At 74.2% G+C, this 22154-nt stretch carries 20 protein-coding genes; 13 read left to right on the top strand and 7 right to left on the bottom strand.

Going from position 1 to position 22154, the window contains the following annotated elements; all coding sequences use genetic code 11:
- The first annotated feature begins 22 nt into the window (after window positions 1-22).
- The 6 genes from H596_RS0110460 (at window position 23) to H596_RS21055 (ending at window position 6769) form a co-directional block, all read left to right on the top strand.
- The gene (locus tag H596_RS0110460; protein WP_027284849.1) at window positions 23-832 is read left to right on the top strand and encodes an alpha/beta fold hydrolase; all 810 of its coding nucleotides are present in this window, start codon (window positions 23-25) and stop codon (window positions 830-832) included.
- A 142-nt stretch (window positions 833-974) separates the two neighbouring features.
- Window positions 975-1949 carry an RluA family pseudouridine synthase gene (locus H596_RS0110455; protein ID WP_027284848.1) on the top strand — a complete coding sequence of 325 codons (975 nt, stop codon included), beginning with the start codon at window positions 975-977 and terminating at the stop codon, window positions 1947-1949.
- Window positions 1946-3991, top strand: a complete 2046-nt coding sequence (locus tag H596_RS0110450) for an AsmA family protein (RefSeq protein ID WP_027284847.1) — start codon at window positions 1946-1948, stop codon at window positions 3989-3991. The genes H596_RS0110455 and H596_RS0110450 overlap by 4 nt, the downstream gene beginning before the upstream one ends.
- A gap of 13 nt (window positions 3992-4004) precedes the next feature.
- A complete protein-coding gene (locus tag H596_RS0110445) occupies window positions 4005-4709 on the top strand; it encodes an ATP12 family chaperone protein (RefSeq protein ID WP_027284846.1) in 705 nt (234 codons plus the stop codon).
- A gap of 34 nt (window positions 4710-4743) precedes the next feature.
- Entirely contained in the window at window positions 4744-5022 is a 279-nt protein-coding gene (locus H596_RS0110440; protein WP_027284845.1) for an acylphosphatase, read from the top strand.
- A gap of 313 nt (window positions 5023-5335) precedes the next feature.
- Window positions 5336-6769, top strand: a complete 1434-nt coding sequence (locus tag H596_RS21055; RefSeq protein ID WP_051212774.1) for a DEAD/DEAH box helicase — start codon at window positions 5336-5338, stop codon at window positions 6767-6769.
- Window positions 6770-6794: 25 nt separating this feature from the next.
- Here H596_RS21055 and H596_RS0110430 read toward each other — a convergent pair whose 3' ends face one another.
- The 7 genes from H596_RS0110430 to H596_RS0110400 form a co-directional block, all read right to left on the bottom strand.
- On the bottom strand, window positions 6795-7865 hold the full coding sequence (locus tag H596_RS0110430; protein WP_027284844.1) for a class I SAM-dependent methyltransferase: 1071 nt from the start codon (window positions 7863-7865) through the stop codon (window positions 6795-6797).
- Between the two features lie 20 nt (window positions 7866-7885).
- Window positions 7886-9967 carry an elongation factor G gene (fusA, locus tag H596_RS0110425; RefSeq protein ID WP_027284843.1) on the bottom strand — a complete coding sequence of 694 codons (2082 nt, stop codon included), beginning with the start codon at window positions 9965-9967 and terminating at the stop codon, window positions 7886-7888.
- A 287-nt stretch (window positions 9968-10254) separates the two neighbouring features.
- Window positions 10255-11457 carry a pyridoxal phosphate-dependent aminotransferase gene (locus H596_RS0110420; protein ID WP_027284842.1) on the bottom strand — a complete coding sequence of 401 codons (1203 nt, stop codon included), beginning with the start codon at window positions 11455-11457 and terminating at the stop codon, window positions 10255-10257.
- Window positions 11458-11490: 33 nt separating this feature from the next.
- Window positions 11491-12291, bottom strand: coding sequence for an ABC transporter permease (locus H596_RS0110415; RefSeq protein ID WP_027284841.1), 801 nt, complete (start codon window positions 12289-12291; stop codon window positions 11491-11493).
- Window positions 12288-13121: an ABC transporter permease gene (locus H596_RS21050; protein ID WP_245583989.1), complete on the bottom strand. Its 834-nt coding sequence runs from the start codon at window positions 13119-13121 to the stop codon at window positions 12288-12290. Before H596_RS21050 ends, H596_RS0110415 begins: the two co-directional genes overlap by 4 nt.
- Window positions 13118-14071 (bottom strand): ABC transporter ATP-binding protein, encoded by a 954-nt coding sequence (locus H596_RS0110405; protein ID WP_245583988.1) that lies wholly within the window; start codon window positions 14069-14071, stop codon window positions 13118-13120. The genes H596_RS21050 and H596_RS0110405 overlap by 4 nt, the downstream gene beginning before the upstream one ends.
- A 45-nt stretch (window positions 14072-14116) precedes the next feature.
- Window positions 14117-15205, bottom strand: coding sequence for an extracellular solute-binding protein (locus H596_RS0110400; protein ID WP_027284839.1), 1089 nt, complete (start codon window positions 15203-15205; stop codon window positions 14117-14119).
- A gap of 196 nt (window positions 15206-15401) precedes the next feature.
- Between H596_RS0110400 and H596_RS21045 the strand changes: the two genes are divergently transcribed.
- The 7 genes from H596_RS21045 (at window position 15402) to trpC (ending at window position 22154) form a co-directional block, all read left to right on the top strand.
- Window positions 15402-16058, top strand: coding sequence for a hypothetical protein (locus H596_RS21045; protein ID WP_037300855.1), 657 nt, complete (start codon window positions 15402-15404; stop codon window positions 16056-16058).
- Between the two features lie 51 nt (window positions 16059-16109).
- Window positions 16110-18506, top strand: a complete 2397-nt coding sequence (locus H596_RS0110390; RefSeq protein WP_027284838.1) for a hypothetical protein — start codon at window positions 16110-16112, stop codon at window positions 18504-18506.
- A 35-nt stretch (window positions 18507-18541) separates the two neighbouring features.
- Window positions 18542-18856, top strand: coding sequence for a hypothetical protein (locus tag H596_RS0110385; RefSeq protein ID WP_027284837.1), 315 nt, complete (start codon window positions 18542-18544; stop codon window positions 18854-18856).
- A 28-nt stretch (window positions 18857-18884) separates the two neighbouring features.
- Window positions 18885-19259 carry a phage tail fiber protein gene (locus tag H596_RS0110380; protein WP_027284836.1) on the top strand — a complete coding sequence of 125 codons (375 nt, stop codon included), beginning with the start codon at window positions 18885-18887 and terminating at the stop codon, window positions 19257-19259.
- A 146-nt stretch (window positions 19260-19405) separates the two neighbouring features.
- The gene (locus tag H596_RS21040) at window positions 19406-20152 is read left to right on the top strand and encodes a Crp/Fnr family transcriptional regulator (protein WP_169579863.1); all 747 of its coding nucleotides are present in this window, start codon (window positions 19406-19408) and stop codon (window positions 20150-20152) included.
- A 164-nt stretch (window positions 20153-20316) separates the two neighbouring features.
- Window positions 20317-21336, top strand: coding sequence for an anthranilate phosphoribosyltransferase (trpD, locus tag H596_RS0110370; protein WP_027284835.1), 1020 nt, complete (start codon window positions 20317-20319; stop codon window positions 21334-21336).
- An 11-nt stretch (window positions 21337-21347) separates the two neighbouring features.
- Window positions 21348-22154 (top strand): indole-3-glycerol phosphate synthase TrpC, encoded by an 807-nt coding sequence (gene trpC, locus H596_RS0110365; RefSeq protein ID WP_027284834.1) that lies wholly within the window; start codon window positions 21348-21350, stop codon window positions 22152-22154.

Raw genomic sequence — 22154 nt, 5'->3', positions numbered from 1 at the left:
CGCAAGGACGCGGAGGAAACCCATGCCCAGCCTGACCGCCGAGGGGCGCACGCACCACTACGCCGAGGCCGGCCCGGCCGATGGCCCGCCGCTCGTGCTGCTGCACGGCACGCTGGGCGATCAGCGCAGCTTCGCCGCGATGATGGCGCCCCTTGCCGCTGGCGGGCGGCGCGTGCTCGCGCTCAGCCTGCGCCATTGCTGGCCCGGCGCCTGGGAGGAGGGCGGGGATTTCCGCATCGCCACCCATGTCGCGGATGTGGCCGCCTTCCTCGCCGCGCTGGGGCGGGGCCCCGCGGATCTGCTCGGCCATTCGCGCGGCGGGCACATCGCCTTCCGCGTGGCGCAGCAGCACCCTGACCTGGTGCGCCGCCTCGTCCTCGCAGAGCCGGGCGGCGAGCGTGACCCGAGCCTGGGCGGCGCGCCGGGTGCGAACGCCCAGGCCGCGGCCTTCGCGGAGGGCGCGCGGCTGATCGCCGCGGGCGAGGAGGAGGCGGGGCTGCGCCGCATCGCCGAGCACACCGGCGGCCCCGGCGCCTGGGAACGCCGGCCCGAGGCGCAGAAGGCCATCAGCCGCGCCAATGCGCGCACGCTGCTCGGCCAGATCCACGAAGCGCGGCGCCCCTATGCGCGCGCCGAGGCGGAGGCGATCCGGGCCCCCACCCTGCTGCTGCAGGGGGCGGAGACGCAGCCCGCCTTCGTCGCCAATGTCACGGCGCTGGCGGGCGCGATCCCGGATGCGCGGGTGGTGGTGATCCCGCGCGCCACCCACTCCCTGATCTCCGAGCAGCCCGAGGCGGTGGCCGCCGCCGCCCTCGCCTTCCTGGCCGGCTGATCGGGAGATTCGCGCAGGGAGGCATCGCGTCGGGCTGTCGCGACGGAGCCGCCCGGCCTGACCACCGAGACCGTATCGCCGGTCGAAGAGAGCCGCCGCCGGCATGAAGGCCCCCCGCGCCCCTTCGTGCTATCCAGCACGCATGACGCTCGCCCCCCTCACCGTGCCGCCCGCCGAGGCGGACACGCGCCTCGACCGCTGGCTGAAGCGCCGCTTCCCGGCGCTCACCCAGGGGGCGCTGCAGAAGATGCTCCGCACCGGGCAGATCCGCGTGGACGGCAAGCGCGCCGAGGCGAGCACGCGCCTCCTCGCCGGGCAGGAGGTGCGCGTGCCGCCCCTGCCCGAAACCCCCGCGCCCAGGCCCGCCGCCCGCCCCGTGCCGGAGGAGGAGGCGCGCGCCCTGCAGGCCCGGGTGCTGCATCGCGACGCCAGCGTGATCGTGCTCGACAAGCCGCATGGCCTCGCCGTGCAGGGCGGGCCCGGGATCGCGCGGCACCTGGACGGGATGCTGCAGGCGCTGGCCTTCGGAGGCGAGAAGCCCCGCCTCGTGCATCGCCTGGACCGCGACACCTCGGGCGTGCTGGTGCTGGCGCGCAGCGCCCCGGCCGCGGCCGCCCTGGCCCGGGCCTTTCGCGGACGGGACGTGGCCAAGACCTACTGGGCGGTGGTGGTGGGCGAGCCCGCGCACCCGGGCGGGCGCATCGAGATGGCGCTGGCGCGCGAGCACGGCGCGCGGGGCGAGCGCACCATCCCCGCCGCGCCGGGGGCCAGGGACGCCGCCCGCGCCATTACCGACTACGACGTGCTGGACCGCGCCAAGCGCCGCGCCGCCCTGCTGGAGTTGCGCCCGCTGACGGGCCGCACCCACCAGCTTCGCGTCCACTGCGCCGAGGCGCTGGGCTGTCCCATCCTGGGCGATGGCAAATACGGCGGGCAGGCGGCGCATCTGGAGGGGCTGTCCGGCGCGCTGCACCTGCACGCGCGCGCGCTGCGCCTGCCGCACCCGGAGGGCGGCTGGCTCGATGTGGCCGCCGCCGCCCCGCCCCATATGGCCGAGACCATGGCCTTCTTCGGCTTCGCCAATCCCCCGCCCAGGCCGCCGCGCAGGACGCCGTGAGACGCGCCCTGCTCCTCGCGGCCGGGCTGCTGCTGGCCCTGCCGCTGGCCGCGCTGCTCGGGCTCCTGCTGGCCTTCGACCCGGATCGCTTCCGCCCCGAGGCCGAGCGGGCGGCGGCCCGCGCCCTGGGCCGCGAGGTGCGGATCGAGGGCGGGCTTTCCTGGGCGCCGGGCCTCGCGCCGCGGATCGAGGCGGCGCGGATCGTCGTGGCGGGGGCGGATGGCGCGCCCGCGCTGCGCCTCGCGCGGGCCGAACTCCGCCTCGCCCTCGCCCCGCTGCTCTCGCGCCGGATCGAGGTGACGGAGCTCGTGCTGGAGGAGGGCGTGCTGCGGCTCGACGCCGCCGCCTGGGCCGGGCCCGCCGCCCCGCCGCCCGTCGCGCCCCCGGCCCCCGCCGCCGCGCGGGGCGAGACGCCCCTCGCCCTGGACATCCGCCGCGTGCTGCTGCGCGGCTGGCGGCTGAGCCATGGGGCGGAGCTGCTGGAACTGCCCGCGCTGCGCGCCGAATCGCCCGCGCCCGGCGCGCCGGTCGCGCTGACCGGGGGGGCCGTCTGGCGCGGCCTCTCCCTCGCCCTCTCGGGCGAGCTGGCCCCGCCCGCCCGGCTGCGCCTCGCGGCGGAGGCGGAGGGCGCGCTCCTCGCGCTGGAGGCGGGGCCCGATGCGGCCCGGGCGCGACTCGATCTGCCCGAGCCGGGGCGTTTCTCCGCCCTGGCCGGCCGGCCGCTGGAGGCGCTGGGCCCCGTCGCGGCCGAGGCGGAAGCCCGGCGCGGGCCGGGCGGCTGGGCGCTCGGCGCGCTTTCCCTGCGCGCCGCCCCGGCGGGCGGGCGGCTGGAAGTGAGGACGGCAGGGGAAGGGGTGTTCCGTCTGGAGCTCGCCCTGCCCGCCCTCGCGCCCCTCGCGCCGCTCGCGGGGCGGGCGCTGCCGGCGCTGACCGGGATCGAGGGCGCGGCCAGGCTGGCGCCGGAGGGCGCGGGCCGGCTGGCGCTGCGCGGCCTCGCCCTGCGCGCCTCGGCCGGCGATCTGGCGGGAGAGGGGATCCTGGCCCTCGCCCCGCGGCCCGGCTTTTCGGGCGCGCTGCGCTCGGAGCGGCTGGACCTCGCCGCGCTGCGCCCGCCGCCCGCCGCCGCCACACCCGCCGCCCCAGCCGCTGCCATGCCCGGGCCGGCGCGGGTGATCCCGGATGTGCCCGTCGATCTCTCAGTGCTGCGCGGCTTCGACGCCGATCTCGCCTTCCGCTTCGGCCGCATCGAGGACGGGCCCCGCGTGCTGACCGAGGTGGAGGGCCGCTTCGTCAATGCCGCCGGCCAGGCGCGGCTGGAGCCGCTGGCGCTCTCTCTGCCCGGCGGGCGGCTTTCGCTGTGGGCGACGGCGGATGCGGCGCGCCCCATCCCCGCGTTGCAGATGGCCGGCGGCGGGCAGGGACTCGAACTCGCGGCCTTCCTGCGCGGGCTGGGCGCCGGGGCGCCGAGCGACGGCCGGGCCGACCTCGCCTTCGACCTGCGCGGCCAGGGGCGCGGCACGCGCGAGATGGCCGCGAGCCTCACCGGCGTCTTCGGGCTCGCGGTGATCGACGGGGCGCTGGGCGGCGGCCTCGCGCGCAGCCTCGGGCAGCTCTCGCCGCAGCTTGCGCAGGGGGTGGCGCTCTCCTGCCTCGCCCTGCGGGGCGAGGCGGAGGGCGGGGTGCTGCGCTTCTCCACCCTCTTCCTCGACGGGGCGGCGGGGCGGATCGGCGGGGAGGGAGTGGTCCGGCTGGCCGATGAGACGCTGGCGCTGCGGCTGCTGGCCGATCTGCGCCTCGGGGGCGTGCGGCTGCGCGCCCCGGTGCCGGTGACGGGAACCCTGGCGCAGCCGCGGCTGGAGGGGGCGGGGCTGCTCGCCGGGGCGCTGGGCGGGGCGCCGCCGCCGCCCCTGCCCGATTGCGCCGGCGCCCTGCGCGCGGCGCGCGGCGGGGCCGAGGGCCCCCTGCCCGCCCCCCGCGCCGCGCCGGAGCCCGGCCCGCCTCCGCCCGGGGGGAACCTGCTGCGCGGTCTGCTCGGCCGGTGATAGAAGGGCGGGCATGAAACGGTTCTGGAACGAGGCGTGCGCCGTCCCCGAGGGCGAGGGGTTCGCCGTGCATCTCGATGGCCGCCCGGTGCGGCTGCCCTCCGGCGCGCCGCTCTCGGTGCGCACCCGGCCGCTGGCCGAGGCGCTGGCCGCCGAATGGCAGTCGGCGGGGGGCGGCCCGGGCGGCGAGATGCGCTGGGAGGATGTGCCGCTGACGCGCCTCGCCGGCACGGCGGCCGAGCGCATCGCCCCCGCGCCGGAGGCCACCGTCGCGGCGCTGGCGAAATACGCCGAGACGGATCTGCTCTGCTACCGCGCGACCGAGCCCGATCTGGCGGCGCGCCAGGCCGAGGCCTGGCAGCCCTGGCTCGACTGGGCGGCGGCCAGGCTGGGCGCGCGGCTCTCCGTCACCGCCGGGCTGATGCCCGTCGCGCAGCCGCCCGCGGCGGTGGCGGCGTTGTCCGGGCGGCTGCTGGCGCTGGACCCGCTGCGGCTTTCGGCCCTCGGGGTGCTGGTGCCGGGCCTGGGCAGCCTGGTGCTGGGGCTCGCCGTGCTGGAGCGGGCGCTGGCGGTGGAGGAGGCGCATCGCCTCGCCCGTCTGGACGAGCTCTACCAGGAGGAGCTGTGGGGGCTCGACGCCGAGGCGGCGGCACGGCGTGAGCGGATGGCGGCCGATCTCGCCCAGGCGGCGCGGCTGCTGGACCTCGCCGCGGCATGAGCCCAGGGGCGCGGCGGGAGGGGCGCTCTCCTCCATGAACAGCGCGCGCCTGATCCGCATCACCGGGCGCGTGCAGGGCGTGGGGTTCCGCGACTGGCTGCTGCGCGAGGCCGGGCGGCACGGGCTTCAGGGCTGGGTGCGCAACCGGCGCGACGGGGCGGTGGAGGCGCTGCTCTGCGGCGAGGCGGACGCGCTCGCCGCCGTGCTGGCGGCCTGCCGGCGCGGCCCCCCGCTGGCCCGCGTCGAGGCGATCGAGGAACGCTTCGCCGAGCCGCCGGCCGAACCCGGCTTCCACCGCCTGCCCACCGTCTGATAGCGCCGGCCGCAGTGGCCGAGTTGCGGGAGGACGGCGCGGCCGCCGGCATCGCCCCGCAACCCTGCCCCGCGTTCCGTCACGCGGATGTCGCTTGCGGAACGCGCCGCGATGGCCCATGTGGGCGGTGTTGGCGGGGTGTTCCCGCCCGGACCCGGCCGCGTGAGCGGCGCCTCGCCCTCGGCTGAGGGCCGCATATGGCAGCCGAACTGCCGGGCTCCCTCGGACGCTCTCCCGGATCAACCCAGCCACGCGGGGTGTCCACCCTGATCTCACGCGGGCCGCCCGGCGGCGCCGCGCCACTGGAACACGCATGACCTCCTTCGCAGAACTCGGCCTCCATCCCCGCATCCTCGCGGCGCTGGAGGAGGCCGGCTACACCACCCCCACCCCCATCCAGGCCCAGGCCATCCCGCAGGCGCTCGCGGGGCGCGACGTGCTGGGCATCGCCCAGACCGGCACCGGCAAGACCGCCGCCTTCGCCCTGCCCATCCTGCACCGCCTGGCCAGCAACCCGGGCCGCGTGGCGCGCGGCGGCTGCCGCGTGCTGGTGCTCTCGCCCACCCGCGAACTCGCCAGCCAGATCGCCGACAGCTTCAAGGCCTATGCGAAGCACCTGCCGCTCTCCATCGCCACCGTCTTCGGCGGCGTGGGCCATGCGCCGCAGCAGCGCGCGCTCGCCCGCGGGGTGGACGTGCTGGTGGCCACGCCGGGCCGGCTGATCGACCACCTGCAGACGCGCCACGCGCGCCTCGACATGACCGAGGTGCTGGTGCTGGACGAGGCCGACCAGATGCTCGACCGCGGCTTCCTGCCCGCGGCGCGGCAGATCGTGCGCCAGGTGCCCAAGCAGCGGCTGACGCTGTTCTTCAGCGCCACCATGCCCGCCGACATCGCCTCGCTGGCCGCCGAGATGCTGAACGACCCGGCGCGCGTGGAGGTCACGCCCGTCGCCACCACGGCCGAGCGGGTGAACCAGCGCGCCATCCTGCTCGAGGGCGGGCGGAAGCGCGCCGCGCTGGCCGACATCCTGCGCGGGGAGGGGGTGGGGCGCACCCTCGTCTTCGCCCGCACCAAGCACGGCGCCGACAAGATCGTGAAGGCGCTGGAGCAGGACGGGCTCTTCGCCAACGCCATCCACGGCAACAAGGGCCAGAGCCAGCGCGAGCGCGCGCTCGCCGAGTTCAAGTCCGGCCGCGCGCCCATCCTGGTCGCGACCGACATCGCCGCGCGCGGGATCGACGTGCCGGAGGTGACGCACGTGATCCAGCACGAGCTGCCCGAGGTGCCCGAGACCTATGTGCACCGCATCGGCCGCACCGCGCGCGCCGGCGCCTCGGGCGAGGCCATCGCGCTGGTCGCGCCCGACGAGCTCGGCCTTCTGCGCGCCATCGAGCGCACCACGCGCCAGCGCATCCCGCTCGAGGACATGCGCGCCGACCGCAGCGCCCCGCTGAACGACCGCGCGACGCCGCAGCGGCCGCAGCGCGGGCGCGGCGGGCCTGGCGGCCAGCCGCAGCGCCAGAAGGAGCCGCGGCACCACGAGCCCCGCCCGGCCGATCATCGCGGGGCCGACCCCCGCGCCCAGCACCCGCGCCAGCAGGAGCAGCGCGGCGGCCAGCACGCCAAGCCGCAGGGGCCGCGCGGCGGCCACCACGCCCCGGCCCCGCAGGGCCGCGGCGGCGATCAGGGCCGCAAGCGCCCGCAGGCGGGCGGCGGGCGGGGCTTCCTCGCGCGCGGGCCGTGATGCCCGGGCGCGACCGTCGCCCGCCTCACCCCACGAGGCGCGGGTTGCGCCAGAACTGCGTGCCGTCGCAGATGGTGAGCGCCTCCACGCTCGGCGCGCCCGGCGCATGGCCGACCACCGGGCCGAGATTGGCGAGCATGTGCCAGCCCGCCGCGTGGAACATCTCGAAACAGGCGGCGTCCAGCGCCTTGGAATGGGTGGCGAGGAGAAGGAAGCGCACCCGCTCCTCCAGCACCGGCAGGGCGGCGCGGCAAAGGCGCTCCTCCCAGCCCTGCACGTCCATGTGGACGAAGTCCCATTGCGGCTCCCGCGCCAGGAACTCCGCGAAGGGCAGGCCGGGGCGCGCCGCCGCCCCCTCGAAGGCCTCGAAGCCGCGGTAATCGGGCTCGCCGGGCCGGCGGGCGCGGTTGCCGTAGTCGGGGCCCGCCGTTTCGGGCCGCTCGGTCCAGAGCACCTCGCCCGGTTCCGGCGTCAGCACCGCATCCAGCACCACCACCTCCTCCTCGGGGATGGCGTTGTCGGCCAGATGGGTGCGCAGCCGTGCGAGGTTCCGCGCCTCGGCCTCGACGGCGTAGAAGCGGCGCTCCGCCACCCCGTGACGCCGGGCCAGCGCATGGGCGGCGGCGGTCCAGGGCCCCCAGCCGGCGCCGAGCTCCGCCATCACGAAGCGCTCGCGCGAGGCGCCCAGCGCGCGCAGCAGCGCGAGCCACTCCACCGCCTCGGCGTGGAAGTCGGAGGGGATGGGCAGCGGGCAATGCCGCCCGTCATGGCCGGGCGGCAGCCCCACCAGCGAGAGCCGGGTGTAGATGCCGGTGAAGTCGGAGACGAAACCGGGCCGGGGCGGGGGCCAGCTCAGGCCGCTCGCGGCGCGCAGATCCTCGATGTCGGCCGGGCCGAGGCCCAGCCGCCGCATGACCTGCGGGTGCATCACGTGCTGCGTACGCCGCTGCCCCTCCTCGCAGGAGAGGAGGCTTTCCCCGAAGGCTTCCGCGCTGTCATGCGCGGCGGCGTGGGCGGCGATGACCTCCTCGCTCTCGGGCCATCGCCCCAGCACGAGGCGATAGCCCAGGATCACCTCTTCCCGGCTGATCGGCATCCGGGCAGGCGCGGCGGGCCTCAGCCCGCCTTGGCCATGATCTCGTCGGCGACGTTGCGCGGCACCGGATCGTAGTGGTGGAACTGCATGGAGAAGGAGGCGCGCCCCTTCGTCATGCCGCGCAGGTTGGAGATGTAGCCGAACATCTCCTTCAGCGGCACATGCGCCCGCACGATGACCGAGGTGCCCGCCATGTCCTGGCTCTGGATCACGCCGCGGCGGCGGTTCAGGTCGCCCACCACGTCGCCGACATGGTCCTGGGGCGTGGTCACCTCCACGTCCATGATCGGCTCGAGGATCACGGGGCCGGCCTTCTTCATGCCCTCGCGGAAGCAGGCCTTGGCCGCGATCTCGAAGGCGAGCGCGGAGGAGTCCACGTCATGGTACTTGCCGTCCACCAGGGTGAAGCGGAAGTCCACCGTCGGGAAGCCGGCCAGCACGCCCGTGTCGGCCTGCACCTTGATGCCCTTCTCGACCGCCGGGATGTACTCCTTCGGCACCGCGCCGCCCACCACGGCGTTGACGAACTCGATGCCCTGGTTCCGCTCCAGCGGCTCGAAGGTGATCTTCACCTCGGCGAACTGGCCCGAGCCGCCGGTCTGCTTCTTGTGGGTGTAGACCTCGGTGTGCGGCTTGGTGATCGTCTCGCGATAGGCCACCTGCGGGGCGCCGATGTTGGCGTCCACGCCGTACTCGCGCTTCAGCCGGTCGATGATGATCTCGAGGTGCAGCTCGCCCATGCCGGAGAGGATGGTCTGGCCCGTCTCCTGGTCGGTGCGCAGGCGCAGCGAGGGGTCCTCGCCCGCCAGCTTCTGCAGGCCGAGCGTCATCTTCTCGATGGCGTCCTTGGTCTTGGGCTCCACGGAGATGTCGATCACCGGCACCGGGAAGGCCATGCGCTCGAGCACCACCGGATCCTCCTGGGAGGCCAGCGTGTCGCCCGTGCCGGTGTCCTTCAGGCCCACGAAGGCCGCGATGTCGCCGGCGAAGACCTCCTTGATCTCCTCGCGCTTGTCGGCGTGCATCTGGAACATGCGGCCGACGCGCTCCTTGTGGCCCTTGGTGGTGTTCAGCACCTGGTCGCCGGAGCGCAGCACGCCGCGATAGACGCGCACGAAGGTGAGGTTGCCGTACTTGTCGTTGATGATCTTGAAGGCGAGGCCGGCGAAGGGCCCGTCCTCGGTCACCGGGATCACGCGGCGGTCGCTGCTCTCGTCCTGGCCCTCCTCGGGGGCGACCTTGATGCCCTCGATGTCCACCGGGCTCGGGAGGTAGTCGATCACCGCGTCGAGCAGCGGCTGCACGCCCTTGTTCTTGAAGGAGGAGCCGCAGAGCACCGGGCGGAACTCGCCCGAGATGGTGCCCTTCTTGATGCAGCGCTTCAGCGTCTCGACCGAGACGTCGCCCTTCTCGAAGTATTCCTCCATCGCCGCCTCGTCCACGCCCACGGCGGTGTCGAGCAGCTTCTGGCGGTACTCGGCCGCCTTCTCCTGGAGGTCGGCCGGGATCTCGGCCTCATGGAACTTCGCGCCGAGCTCGTCGCCCTCCCAGATCAGCGCCTTCATGGTCACGAGGTCCACCACGCCCTTCAGCGTGTCCTCGATGCCGATGGGAAGCTGCAGCGCCACCCAGTTGATGCCGAGCTTCTCGGTCAGGGTGGCCGCGGCACGGTAGAAATCCGCGCCGGTGCGGTCCAGCTTGTTGATGTAGATGATGCGCGGGACGTTGTAGCGGTCCGCGAGGCGCCAGTTCGTCTCGGACTGCGGCTGCACGCCGGCCACGCCCTCGATGATGAACACCGCGCCGTCGAGCACGCGCAGGGAGCGGTTCACCTCGATGTTGAAGTCGATGTGGCCCGGCGTGTCGATGATGTTGATGCGGTGGCCCTTCCACTCGGCCGTCACGGCGGCGGAGGTGATGGTGATGCCCCGCTCGCGCTCCTGCTCCATGTAGTCGGTCGTGGTGTTGCCGTCGTGCACCTCGCCGATCTTGTGGCTCTTGCCGGTGTAGTAGAGGATGCGCTCGGTCGTGGTGGTCTTCCCCGCGTCGATGTGCGCGGTGATGCCGATGTTGCGGATCTTCTCGAGCGGGGTGCGCGCCACGGTGGGCCTCCATGCGTCAAGGCAGGCCGCAACCCCCACTCCGGGGCTCCGCCTGCCTCGCTGAAACGTCGAATCAGGAACCTGGGCGGGCAGATGCCCTCTCCGGCTTCATTTTGCAAGCCTCGGCGCGCCGGGCGGGGTTGCGCCCGGCGCGGGGCCGCTCATACCAGCGGCCGCTTGCTTTGACCCGTGCGGCAGCGGCGCAGCCGCTGGTATGCCTTTGTTTTGGCGCGCAGCCGCCACGCCAACCCTGCGCGCGATACGGTCGGCATGCGATGCCGCCCGTATCAGCGCAGCCCCCGGCAGAAGCGCTGGATGCGCGTGCAGGCCTCGCGCAGCGAGGCGTCGTCGGTGGCGTAGCTGATGCGGAAATGGCCGGGGAACATGAAGGCCGCGCCGTGCACCGCGGCCACCCCCTCCTCCTCCAGCAGCGCCAGCACGAAATCCTCGTCCGTCTCGATCCTGCGCCCGCCCGCGCTGGTCTTGCCGAGGCAGGCGTGGATGGAGGGATAGACGTAGAAGGCGCCCTCGGGCGTGGCGCAGCGGATGCCGGGGGCCTCGTTCAGCATGCCCACCACCAGATCCCGGCGGCGCTGATAGACCTTCACCATCTCCTGGATGCTCTCCTGCGGGCCGTTCAGCGCCTCGATGGCCGCGGCCTGGGAGACGGAGCTGGTGTTGGAGGTGGACTGGCTCTGCAGCTTGTCCATCGCCTTGATCAGCGCGACGGGGGCGCCGGCGTAGCCGATGCGCCAGCCCGTCATCGCATAGGCCTTGGAGCAGCCGTTCATGGTGATGGTCCGCTCCTTCAGCCGCGGCTCCACCTCCACCACCGTCGCGGGCTTGAAGCCGTCATAGGCGAGCTTCTCGTAAATGTCGTCGGTGAAGACCCAGACCTGGGGGTGGCGCAGCAGCACCTCGGTCAGCGCCTTCAGCTCCTCGCGCGAATAGGCCGCGCCGGTGGGGTTGCAGGGGTTGTTGAGGATGAACCACTTGGTGCGCGGGGTGATCGCGGCCTCGAGCTGCTCGGGCGTGATCTTGAAGCCCTGGTTCTGCCCGCAGGGCACGATCACGGGCTTGCCTTCGGCGAGCTGCACGATGTCGGGATAGCTCACCCAGCAGGGGGCGGGGATGATCGCCTCGTCGCCCGGATCGATGGTCGCCATCAGCGCGTTGAAGATCACCTGCTTGCCGCCGGTGCTGACGATGATCTCCTCCGGCGTGTAGGAAATCCCGTGGTCGCGCTGGAACTTCGAGCAGATCGCCTTGCGCAGCTCCATGGTGCCGGCCACGTCGGTGTATTTCGTCTCGCCGCGCTGGATGGCGGCGATGGCCGCGTCCTTCACGTTCTGCGGCGTGTCGAAATCGGGCTCTCCGGCCGAGAGGCTGATCACGTCGCGGCCCGCGGCCTTCAGCGCGCGCGCCTTGGCCGACATGGCGATGGTCTGGGAGGGGGAGATGCGGTCGAGCCGCTGGGCGGTGAGCTGCATGGACGTCCGGTCCTGGCGGGAAGGAGGCGGACCCTATTCCCGTGACGGGGGTGTTTCAACCCGCCCGCGCCGCAGGATGACCGCGAGCCCGAACAGCCCGAGCCCCGCGAGGCCCAGCAGCACCACCGCCAGCGCATTGGCTTCGGGCGTCAGCCCCAGCCGCAACTGGCTGAAGAGATAGACCGGCAGGGTGGTGGCGCCGGGGCCGGAGACGAAGCTCGCCAGCACCACATCGTCCAGCGAAAGGGTGAAGGCGAGGCCCCAGCCGGCCGCGAGGCTGGGGGCGATCAGCGGCAGGGTGATGGTGCGGAACACCGCGAAGGGCGAGGCGCCCAGATCCGCCGCCGCCTCCTCCAGCCTCGGGTCGAGGGCGGCCAGCCGCGCCTGCACCAGCACCGCCACATAGGCCATGCCCAGGGCGGAATGGGCGAGCCAGACGGTGAGCGCCCCGCGCTGCGCGGGCCAGCCCAGCAGCCCCTGCAGCGCCACGAAGAGCAGCAGCAGCGCGAGGCCCATGACCACCTCGGGCAGCACCAGCGGCGCGCCCGCCAGCGCGCCGAAGAGCGGCCGCCCCGCGAAGGGCCCGTGCCGGGCCAGCACCCAGCCCAGCAGCAGGCCGAGCAGCGTGGCGAGGGTGGCCGACCCCGCCGCGATCCGCAGCGAGAGCCAGGCCGCCTCGATCAGCCGCTCATTGGCCGCGAGTGCAGCGAACCAGCGCAGCGAGAAGCCGCCCCAGACATAGGGCGTGCGGCTCTCGCTGAAGGCATAGGCGGCCATGAGCAGGATCGGCGCCCAGAGGAAGCAGAGGCCGAGGGCGAGAAACAGCCGCCTCATCGCCGCGCGAGCCGCTGGTAGAGCGCAACCGGCAGCAGCAGCACCGCCAGCAGCGCGGTGGCGAGTGCGGCGGCCGCCGGCCAGTCCCGCGTCTGGAAGAACTCGGCCCAGATGGCCCGGCCGATCAGGATGGAATCCGGCGCGCCGAGAAGCTCCGGGATCACCACCTCCCCCGCGGCGGGGATGAACACCAGGAGGAAGGCGGCGGCCGCCGCGGGCGCGGCGAGCGGCAGGGTGACGGTGCGGAACACCGTGAAGGGCGAGGCGCCGAGATCCGCCGCCGCCTCCTCCAGCGCGGGATCACGCCGCGCGAGCGTGGCATAGAGCGGCAGCACGGCGAAGGGCAGGTAGCCGTGCACCATGCCCGCCAGCATCGCGCCCTCGGTGTAGAGCAGGGCGAGCGGCGCCTCGATCAGCCCGAGCGAGAGCAGCACCGTGTTGATCCAGCCCGAATCCCGCAGCAGCCCCACCCAGGCCGAGAGGCGCAGCACGAAGCCCGTCCAGAAGGGCAGCAGCACCAGCGCGAGCAGCAGGAGTTGCCGCTCCGGCCGGGCCGAGGCGATGCCGAGCGCCATGCCGAAGCCGATGACGAGGCAGAGCGTGGCCGTCAGCGCCGCGAGCCGCAGCGCGCGCAGGAAGGCATCGAGGTAGTAGCCGTCGGCGAAGAGCAGCGACCAGGCTTCCAGGCTGCCCTGCCAGCCCTCCGCCCCGATGGGCCAACGGACCGGCGGCACCCCCGGGGCGACGCTGCCGAAGCCCATGCCGAGCACGATGGCGAGCGGCGCGGCCACCAGCAGCCCGAGCGCGAGCCAGGCGGCGGTGCGGATCACGCCGCGAGCGGGGCCAGCGCCGCCGCCTCCCAGGCGAGGGCGATCTGCGCTCCGCGCTCGGGCAGGGCCGCGCCCGCGGGCAGCACCACCCGCAGCGCCTCGCCGCCTGCGGGCCGCGCGAGCAGCAGCGCATCCGCCCCGCGGAAGGCCACCTCCTCCACCACGGCGCGCACGCCGTTCACGGGCGGGGCTTCGGCGACCAGCGCGATGCGCTCGGGCCGCAGCGCATAGGCGGGGGCGGGCGTCTCGGGGGCGAGCGGGATGGGCCCGCCCGCCTCCAGGATGTTCGCCGCGCCCAGGAAGCGCGCCACGCCGCGGGTGGCCGGCCGGTCGTAGAGCTCGCGCGGGGGCGCCACCTGCGCGATGCGCCCGCCCTCCAGCAGCGCCACGCGATCGGCCAGCGCCAGCGCCTCGGACTGGTCATGCGTGACCATGACGAAGCTCGCGCCCGTGCGGCGCTGCAGGGCGCGCAGCTCGAGCCCCGTGCGCTCGCGAAGCCCCGCGTCCAGTGCTGCGAGCGGCTCGTCGAGCAGCAGCAGCGCGGGGCGGCGCGCCAGGGCGCGGGCCAGCGCCACGCGCTGCTGCTGCCCGCCCGAGAGCTGCGCGGGCCGGCGCGCCTCCAGCCCCTCGAGGCGCAGCAGCGCCACCAGCTCCGCCACGCGCGCGGCGATGGCGCGGGGCTCGGCGCCGGCGCGGCGCAGCCCGTAGGCGATGTTCTCGCGAACGCTCATGTGCGGGAACAGCGCGTAGGACTGGAACATCATCGCGACATCCCGCGCGGGCGGCGGCGCCTGCGTGATGTCGCGCCCGTTCAGCACCACGCGGCCCGCATCGGGCCGCTCGAAGCCGGCCACGACGCGCAGCAGCGTGGATTTGCCCGAGCCCGAGCCGCCGAGCAGCGCGACGAACTCGCCCGCCGCGACGCTGAGCGAGAGGTTCTCCAGCGCCACGGCCGCGCCGAAGCGGCGGGTGATGTTCTCGAGCGCGAGCAGCGCTCAGCGCCCCGCCCGGAAGCGCGCCCAGAGCCGGGCGCGCGCGCGCTCGGCCGCCTGGCTGGGCGTGCCGGCGACGAAGCTGCGCGCGATGGTCTCGGCGTCGGGGAACACCGAGGGATCGTCCTGCACCTCCTGCGGCAGCAGGGCGCGCGAGGCCGGCACGGCGTTGGGGTAGCGCACCTGGCGCGTGATGCCGGCCATCACCTCCGGCTCCAGCACGAAGTCGATGAAGGCGTGCGCCGCGTCGGGGTTGGGCGCGTCGGCGGGGATGGCCAGCATGTCGAACCAGAGCTGCGCGCCCTCGCGCGGGGTGACGTAGCGCACCTCATGCGCGCGCCGCGCCTCGCGCGCGCGGGCGGCCGCCTGGATCACATCGCCCGAATAGGTGAAGGCGAGGCAGATCTCGCCGTTCGCCAGCGCCTCGATCAGCGCGGGCGGCGAGGGGATGGAGCGCAGGAAGGGGCGGATGGCGAGCAGCGCCCGCTGCGCGGCGTCGAGCTCGGCCTGCGCGGCCGTGTCGGGATGGAAGCCGAGATGGCGCAGCACCGAGGGCAGCACATCCACCGCGCTGTCCATCACCGCCACGCCGCAGCGCGAAATCCGGCGCAGGTGCTGGGGGTCCATGAGCAGGGCCATGCTGTCGAGCGGCGCATCGGGCGCCAGGGCGCGGATGCGCTCGGGGATCATGCCGAAGCCGACGGTGCCCCAGAGATAGATCACCCCGTGCCGGTTGCCCGGATCCACCGCGGCGATGCGCGCCATCAGCGCCGGGTCGAGGTTCCGCGCGTTGGGGATGCGCGCCATGTCGAGCGGCCGCAGCGCGCCCGCGCGCACCAGGCGGTGGAAGGTGGGCTCGCTGGTGGGCACGACGATGTCGTAGCCGCTGCGGCCCGCGGAGAGTTTTCCTTCCAGCGTCTCCAGCGTGTCGTACACGTCGTAGCGGACGCGGATGCCGGTTTCGCGCTGGAAGCGCTCGATGGCGTAGGGGTCTATGTAGTCCGCCCAGTTGTAGATGTTGAGAACCGGCTGCTGCGCCTGTGCGGCGGGGCCGAGCAGCAGGAGGGCGGCGGCGAGCAGCAGGCGGCGCATGAACCCCTCTCCATCCGGGAAAGACCCGCTCTTGCAGCAGCGGCCCCGCGCCCGCAATCCCGGAATATTTTCCTTGACCGCGATAGGAATGTGATCTAAAGCCGGGGGGCCAAGGGGCGATTTGCGCCCAGGCTCCCCCCTCCCCCGTTTCGCCGCCCTCAACCGCCGCGCCTCGCGCGGAAGGAGACGCACGCCCATGCCCTTCGTCGCCAATGCCCTCGTGCCCCTGGTGCAGACGGCGGGATTCAGCCTCTGGCACTACCGCAGCGCGGACACCCGCACCGACATCACCGCCCCCGGCTATTTCGCCGCCGCCGCCGTGCGGCTGCGCGCGGGCGACGTGATGATCGTCGAGGCCTCGGACGCGCTGGCCATCCTGCCCGTGCGCGCCAACGCCGTCATCGGCACCGGCGTGAACCTGGACGGCGCGGTGGCGCCCGTCGCCCTCACCCGCAGCATCGCGCAGACGCTGCGCATGGTGCAGCAGGCCGGCGCGGTGGTGACGACCATCATCCTCGCCCCGCTGATGGCCGGCATCATCGCCGGCACCTCCATTCCGGTGCAGGCCCAGGTGACGGGCCCGATCAGCCAGGTCCTCGTCAGCGTGCGCGACGCGCAGGGCGCCGTCATCCCGCCGGTGCAGACGGTCAACGTCTCCCAGGGCTATGCGATCACCGCCCTGCCCACCCCGCCGGAGGGCTCGGGCTATCGCATCCGCGTCGAGGACGCGGGCGATACGGGCATCGCCGTCACCTCCCGCAGCTTCAACATCCTGCCCGACCTGCGCCTCGTCCTCGCCGAGGACGGGCTGCGCCTCGCGCAGGAGGACGACTTCGCCCTCGCGCAGGACTGACGGCGCCCTCCCCCCTCACCGGCCACCCCCAGCAGACCGGACGGAGCCCCGATGCCCGACCTCCGAATCAGCCAACTGCCCGCCGCGACGAGCCTGAACGACGCCGACATCGTTCCACTCGTCCAGGGCGGGCCCAACACCACCCGGCGCGCCAGCGTCAGCCAGCTGCGCCGCCAGGTCCTCGCCGACCGCGGCGTGGACCTGCGCGACTTCGGCGCCGCCGGCAACGGCACGACCAACGACGCGCCGGCCCTGCAGGCGGCGATCAACGCGCTGGGCAGCGCGGGCGGCACCATCCGCCTCGGCCCGCGCACCTACCGCCTCGCCTCGGCGGTCACCATCAGCGCGGGGCCCATCCGCCTGATCGGCCAGGGCTATCCCGAGGGCGGGGGGCCTGGCAGCGGCACCTGGCTGACGGTGGACCAGACGGGCTTCTTCCCCATCACCTTCAGCGGCGTCTCGGCGCGCGGCTCGCTCGTCGCCAACCTCGCCGTGCGCCAGACGCACAGCGCCGCGCAGAACGCCTCGTGGGCGCCCACCGCCTATGACTGGTTCTTCCGCGTGCTCGACTGCCTGGGCGGCGTGGAGTTCGAGAACGTGATGCTCTCGGCCGTCAACCGCGGCATCCAGGTGAAGAACTCCGGCCGCACCGACATCCGTCGCCTGCGCGGGCAGGTGTTCACGGCGGGCGTGGACTTCGACGAGATCTACGACGTCGTGCGCATCGCCAACCTGCACTTCTGGCCCTTCTGGTCGGCCAACGACCATGTGGTGCGCTGGCAGCAGGACAACGGCGACGCCATGATCTTCCGCCGTGTGGACGGCGTGTTCGTGGACCAGTCCTTCGTGCTCGGCCACCGCAGCATGTTCCGCTTCGCCTCCTCGCCGGCGGGCTACACGCAGAAGTTCTCGATCGGCCAGGCCTATGCCGATTTCGTGAAGCACGGGGTGCTGATCGAGGCGGCCGGCACGGACGGCCAGATCGATTCCATGACCGTGCAGTGCGAGATCTTCAACGCCGGCGGCGCGCCGGTTCCGGGCTCCGTCGGCTTCTACGTCACCGCCCATTCCTCGAAGGTGCAGGTCGGCAGCCTGCGCATCGACGACGCCGAGGACAACGCGATCCGCCTCGAGCAGCATTCCAACCGGCTCGACATCGGCGCGCTGCGCGTCGTGAACTTCAACCTGCGCAGCAACGGCGCGGCGGCCATCCACCTGGCGAATGCGGCCTCCGGCGCGCCGAACCGGGTGAATCTCGGCAGCAAGCCGCTGCTCGAGACGCCGGTGATGGGCCCCCTCTTCAACGCCGGCAGCAACGGCTCGGTGGGCGTGCTGGCGCCCGCGGGCGAGGCGGCGCGGCCCGGCCTCGCCGTCGGCGCGGCGGAGACGGGCTTCTTCCAGCCCGCCACGAACATCCTGGCCGCCAGCGCGGGCGGCGCCGAAATCCTGCGCGCCGGGGCCGGCAGCCTCTCGCTCGGCGGCGCGCAGGGCGCGCATGGCTTCGAGGTGATCACGCCGGGCGGCAGCCTCAACCGCATGGTCGCCATCGGCGGCGTCACCGGCGCGCCGGGCCGGGCGGGATGGGCGGTCTCCGGCGCCGATGCCAACATCGACGCGGTGCTGGGCCAGCCCAAGGGCAGCGGCGCGCTGCTCGCGCAGTTCCCGGACAATGCGGTCACGGGCGGCAACGCGCGCGGCGCGAACGCGGTGGACCTGCAGACGAGCCGCACGGCGGCGACGCAGGTGGCCTCGGGCGCGAACGCGGTGATCGCGGGCGGGTCGGGCAACACCGCCTCGGGGACCGCGGCCGTGGTGGTCGGCGGGCAGAACAACAGCGCCACCGGCATCCGCGGCATCGTCGTGGGCGGGCAGCAGAACGCCGCCTCGGGCAATGACAGTTGGTGCCCGGGCGGCTTCTGGGGCACTGCCCGCGGCCTCTACGGGCGCGGCTTCTGGGCGGCCAACCGCTTCGCCACCGCCGGCGACGCCCAGGCGGGCGAGTTCCTGCTGCGCCAGATCACCAGCGACGCCACGCCCGCGCGCCTGACGGCCGATCAGGCGGCGCCCTCCTCCAGCAACACGCTCAACCTGCCCAACAACGGCACCTACCGCCTCAAGCTGCTCGTCGTGGCGCAGCAGACGGGCGGCAGCGCGGGCAGCGCGGGCGACTGCGCCTCCTGGGAGTGCGACGTGCTGATCAAGCGCGGGGCGAACGCGGCCGCCACCGCCTTCGTGGGCGGGCGCGTGATCACCAGCGCGCCCGCCATCGCCGCCGTCACCGCGGGCACGCCCTTCGGCCCGGGGATGCGCGACGCGGCCGCCGCCGGCTGGACGCTCACCCTCGCCGCCGACACCACGAACGGGGGCCTCGCCGTCACCGGCACGGGCGAGGCGAACAAGACCATCCGCTGGGTGGCGCGCGTGATGAGCGTCGAAGTCACCGCCTGACCCCCCTTCCCTCCCCCTGATCCACGGAGCAGACCATGGCCCTCCTCAAGCCCATCGAGATGCGCGAGACGGGCGTCACCGTCGCCTACTGGCGCCTCACCCACCTGCAGATGGACTGCGTCGCGCGCATGCTCGAGGCGCAGCTCCACGGCTACCGCGACGAGGCGGCGCGCCGGGCGGGGCTGAACCCCATCCACCGCCTCTCCTTCCGCTTCCCCACCGGCGGCTTCCCGGAGCCGGGCGCGATCGCCCTGGCCGAGGTCTATGCCGCCATCCGCACCGCCCCCGACGGCTTCGACGAGGCCGGCGCGCCGCGCCCGCCGCTCTTCGCCGACGCCGCCGACATCTGATTCCCCGCCAGCAAAGGATCCGCACCCCATGAGCTCCCTCACCGACCACGGCCGCAACATCCTCGCCCGCGCCCTGTGCGGCCGGCTGCCCGCCCTGCCCAACGCCGTCTTCCTCGGCCTGGGCACGGGGGGCAGCGTGGCCTCCGGCCTCTCGGGCGAGCCGGTGGGCAACGGCTATGCGCGGCAGCGCGTGGTGTTCACCGGCACCGGCGTGCAGCAGAACGCCGAGGCGGTGCGCTTCACCTTCACCGGCGCCGTGGGCACGCTCACCCATGTCGGGCTGTTCGACGCGGCCTCGGGCGGGAACGCGCTCACCTGGTCGGCGCTGACGCAGAGCGCGACGGTGAACGGGCCGGGCACCGTCACCATCAATCCCGGCGCCTTCACCATCACCGGGAGCTGAGGCCGGCGGGGCCTGCCTCCGCCCGGGGGCAGGCCCTTCCTGACGGCTTCATGACAATTCCGATGGACAGACCTTCCATTCGCTGAGGTTGAAACTCGGGGATGGCTGGGCCTATCCTCTCTCCCAATGAGGGAGGCTCTGGCTCCGTGAACCCATTGGACACCGCGCGCTGGTCCACGAGCGACTCCCGCCAGCAAGACCCCTGCGTGGGCTGCGCCAGCAAGCGTTTCGGCATCTGCCTGCCGCTCGACGCCCAGGCGCTCGACGACCTCTCCGGCGATTCCGACCGCCATGCGCTGCCCGCCAAGTCGGTGCTCTTCCGTGAGGGCGACCCCGCGACGCGCGCCTTCAGCCTGCTCGAGGGCACGGTGAAGCTCTCGCGCCTGCTGCCCGACGGGCGGCAGCAGGTGGTCGGCTTCCGCTTCAAGGGCGATCTGCTGGGCTACACCGCCGGTAAGACCTACCCCTTCGACGCCGAGCTCCTCACCCCCGGGCAGTTCTGCCGCATCGAGCGCAGCCGGCTCGATGCCTTGCTGCGCCGCTACCCGGCCCTGGAGCGGCGGGTGCTCGACATGTGCCTGGGCGAGCTCGCCGCCACGCAGGAGCATCTGGTCACCGTCGCCCGCCGCTCGGCCGAGGCGCGGGTGGCCGCCTTCCTCATCGGCCTCGCCGAGGCGCACCGGCGGCGCGGCCTGCTCACCGGCGACCTGCCCATGCCGATGACCCGCAGCGACATCGGCGACTTCCTCGGCCTGACGCTGGAAACCGTCAGCCGCACCTTCACCGCCTTCAAGCGCCATGGCTGGATCGCGGAGCCCGGGGGGCAGAAGCTGCGCCTGCTCGACATGGACGCGCTGGAGCAGCTCTGCGCCGGCGAGCACGAGAGGCTCTGACACGGCGGGCCCCGGCCCGCCCGCTTGACCGCGCGGCGCACCCCGCGCGATGAGGTGGCCGCCCGCCGCGGCGCGCGACGGGGCCGGCGAGGAGAGACGACCATCATCATGCGGCGCGGTGGCACAGGCCAGGGGCGGCCCGGCAGCGCCCGGCGGGGCCGGGCGTGAACGGCCTCAAGCCCGTGCTCGCGCGCCTCGCCGAGGGCGCGCGCCTGGCCGAGAGCGAGGCCGAGGCCGCCTTCAACATCATCATGGCCGGCGAAGCGACACCCGCGCAGATCGCGGGGCTGCTCATGGCCATGCGCGTGCGCGGCGAGACGGTGGCCGAGCTCACCGGCGCGGTGCGCGCGCTGCGCGCCCATATGACCGCCGTGGAGGCCCCCCCGGGCGCCATGGACATCGTGGGCACGGGCGGCGACGCCTCGGGCAGCCTCAACATCTCCACCGCCGCGGCGCTGGTGGTCGCGGGCTGCGGCGTGCCGGTGGCCAAGCACGGCAACCGCGCCCTCTCCTCGAAATCCGGCGCGGCGGATGCGCTGGCCGCACTCGGCGTGAACCTCGACGTGCCGCTCGAGCGGCTGCCGGAGGTGATCGCCGAAGCGGGCATCTGCTTCCTGCTCGCCCCCCGCCACCACCCGGCGCTGCGCCACGCCGGCGGCGCGCGCATGGAGCTCGGCACCCGCACCCTGTTCAACCTGCTCGGCCCGCTCGCCAACCCGGCGCGCGTCAGCCGGCAGATGACGGGCGCCTTCTCCGCCCAGTGGCTGCGCCCCATGGCCGAGGCGCTGGCCCGGCTCGGCACGGAGCGCGCCTGGGTGGTGCACGGCCAGGGGCTGGACGAGATCGCCCTCTCCGGCCCCACCCAGGTGGTGGAGCTGAACGCCGGCGCCATCCGGGAGTTCAGCGTCTCGCCCGCCGATGCCGGTCTGCCGGAAGCCCCGCCCGAGGCCATCCGCGGCGGGGATCCGGCCGAGAACGCGCTCGCGCTGCGCGCGCTGCTGGAGGGCGCCCCCGGCCCCTACCGCGACATCGTGTGCCTCAACGCCGCCGCCGCCCTGGTGGTGGCCGGCCGCGCCGCCGATCTGCGCGAGGGCGCGGCGCTCGCCGCCCGCTCCCTCGACGAGGGCCGCGCCCGCGCGGCGCTCGAGGCGCTGATCCGCGCCACCAACCCTCCCCCCGCCTGACGGGCCCGCCCATGGACAACCCGCCCCCGCCCGACGTGCTGCTCCGCATCCTGGCCGACAAGGCCGAGGAGGTGCGCGCCCGCATGGAGGAGACCCCGCTGCCCGAGATGGAGCGGGCGGCCCGCCACGCCCCGCCGCCGCGCGATTTCGTGGGCGCGCTCTGCGCCGCCGTGGCCGAGGGCCGCACCGGGCTGATCGCGGAGATCAAGCGCGCCTCGCCCTCGGGCGGGCTGATCCGCGACCCCTTCGACCCCGCCGCCCTCGCCCGCGCCTATGAATCGGCCGGGGCCTCCTGCCTCTCCGTGCTCACCGACGCGCCGCATTTCCAAGGGACGCCCGAGCACCTGAAGGCCGCCCGCGCCGCCTGCGCCCTGCCCGTGCTGCGCAAGGACTTCATGATCCACCCCTTCCAGGTCTTCGAGGCCCGGGTGATGGGGGCGGACGCCATCCTGCTCATCATGGCCGCGCTGACCGACGACCAGGCGGTGGAGCTCGAGGGGCTCGCGCAATCCCTCGACATGGCGGTGCTGGCCGAGGTGCATGACGCGGCCGAGCTCGAGCGCGCGCTCGGCCTGCGCACCCGCCTCATCGGCGTGAACAACCGCGACCTGCGCAGCCTGGTGACCGACCTCGCCACCTCCGAGCGCCTGATCCCGATGATCCCGCCCGACCGCATCCCCGTGGCCGAGAGCGGCATCCGCACCCATGCCGATGTGCGGCGCATGGCCGCGGCCGGGGCCAACTGCATCCTGGTGGGCGAGCATCTGATGCGCCAGCCCGATGTGGCGGCCGCCACCCGGGCGCTGCTGGGCGCGTGA

Origin of the sequence: Rubritepida flocculans DSM 14296 (assembly GCF_000425365.1) — a bacterium.
Lineage (GTDB): Bacteria > Pseudomonadota > Alphaproteobacteria > Acetobacterales > Acetobacteraceae > Roseococcus > Roseococcus flocculans.
The sequence above is the reverse complement of the archived record's forward strand: the minus strand, read 5'-3'. Positions and strand labels throughout refer to the sequence as shown.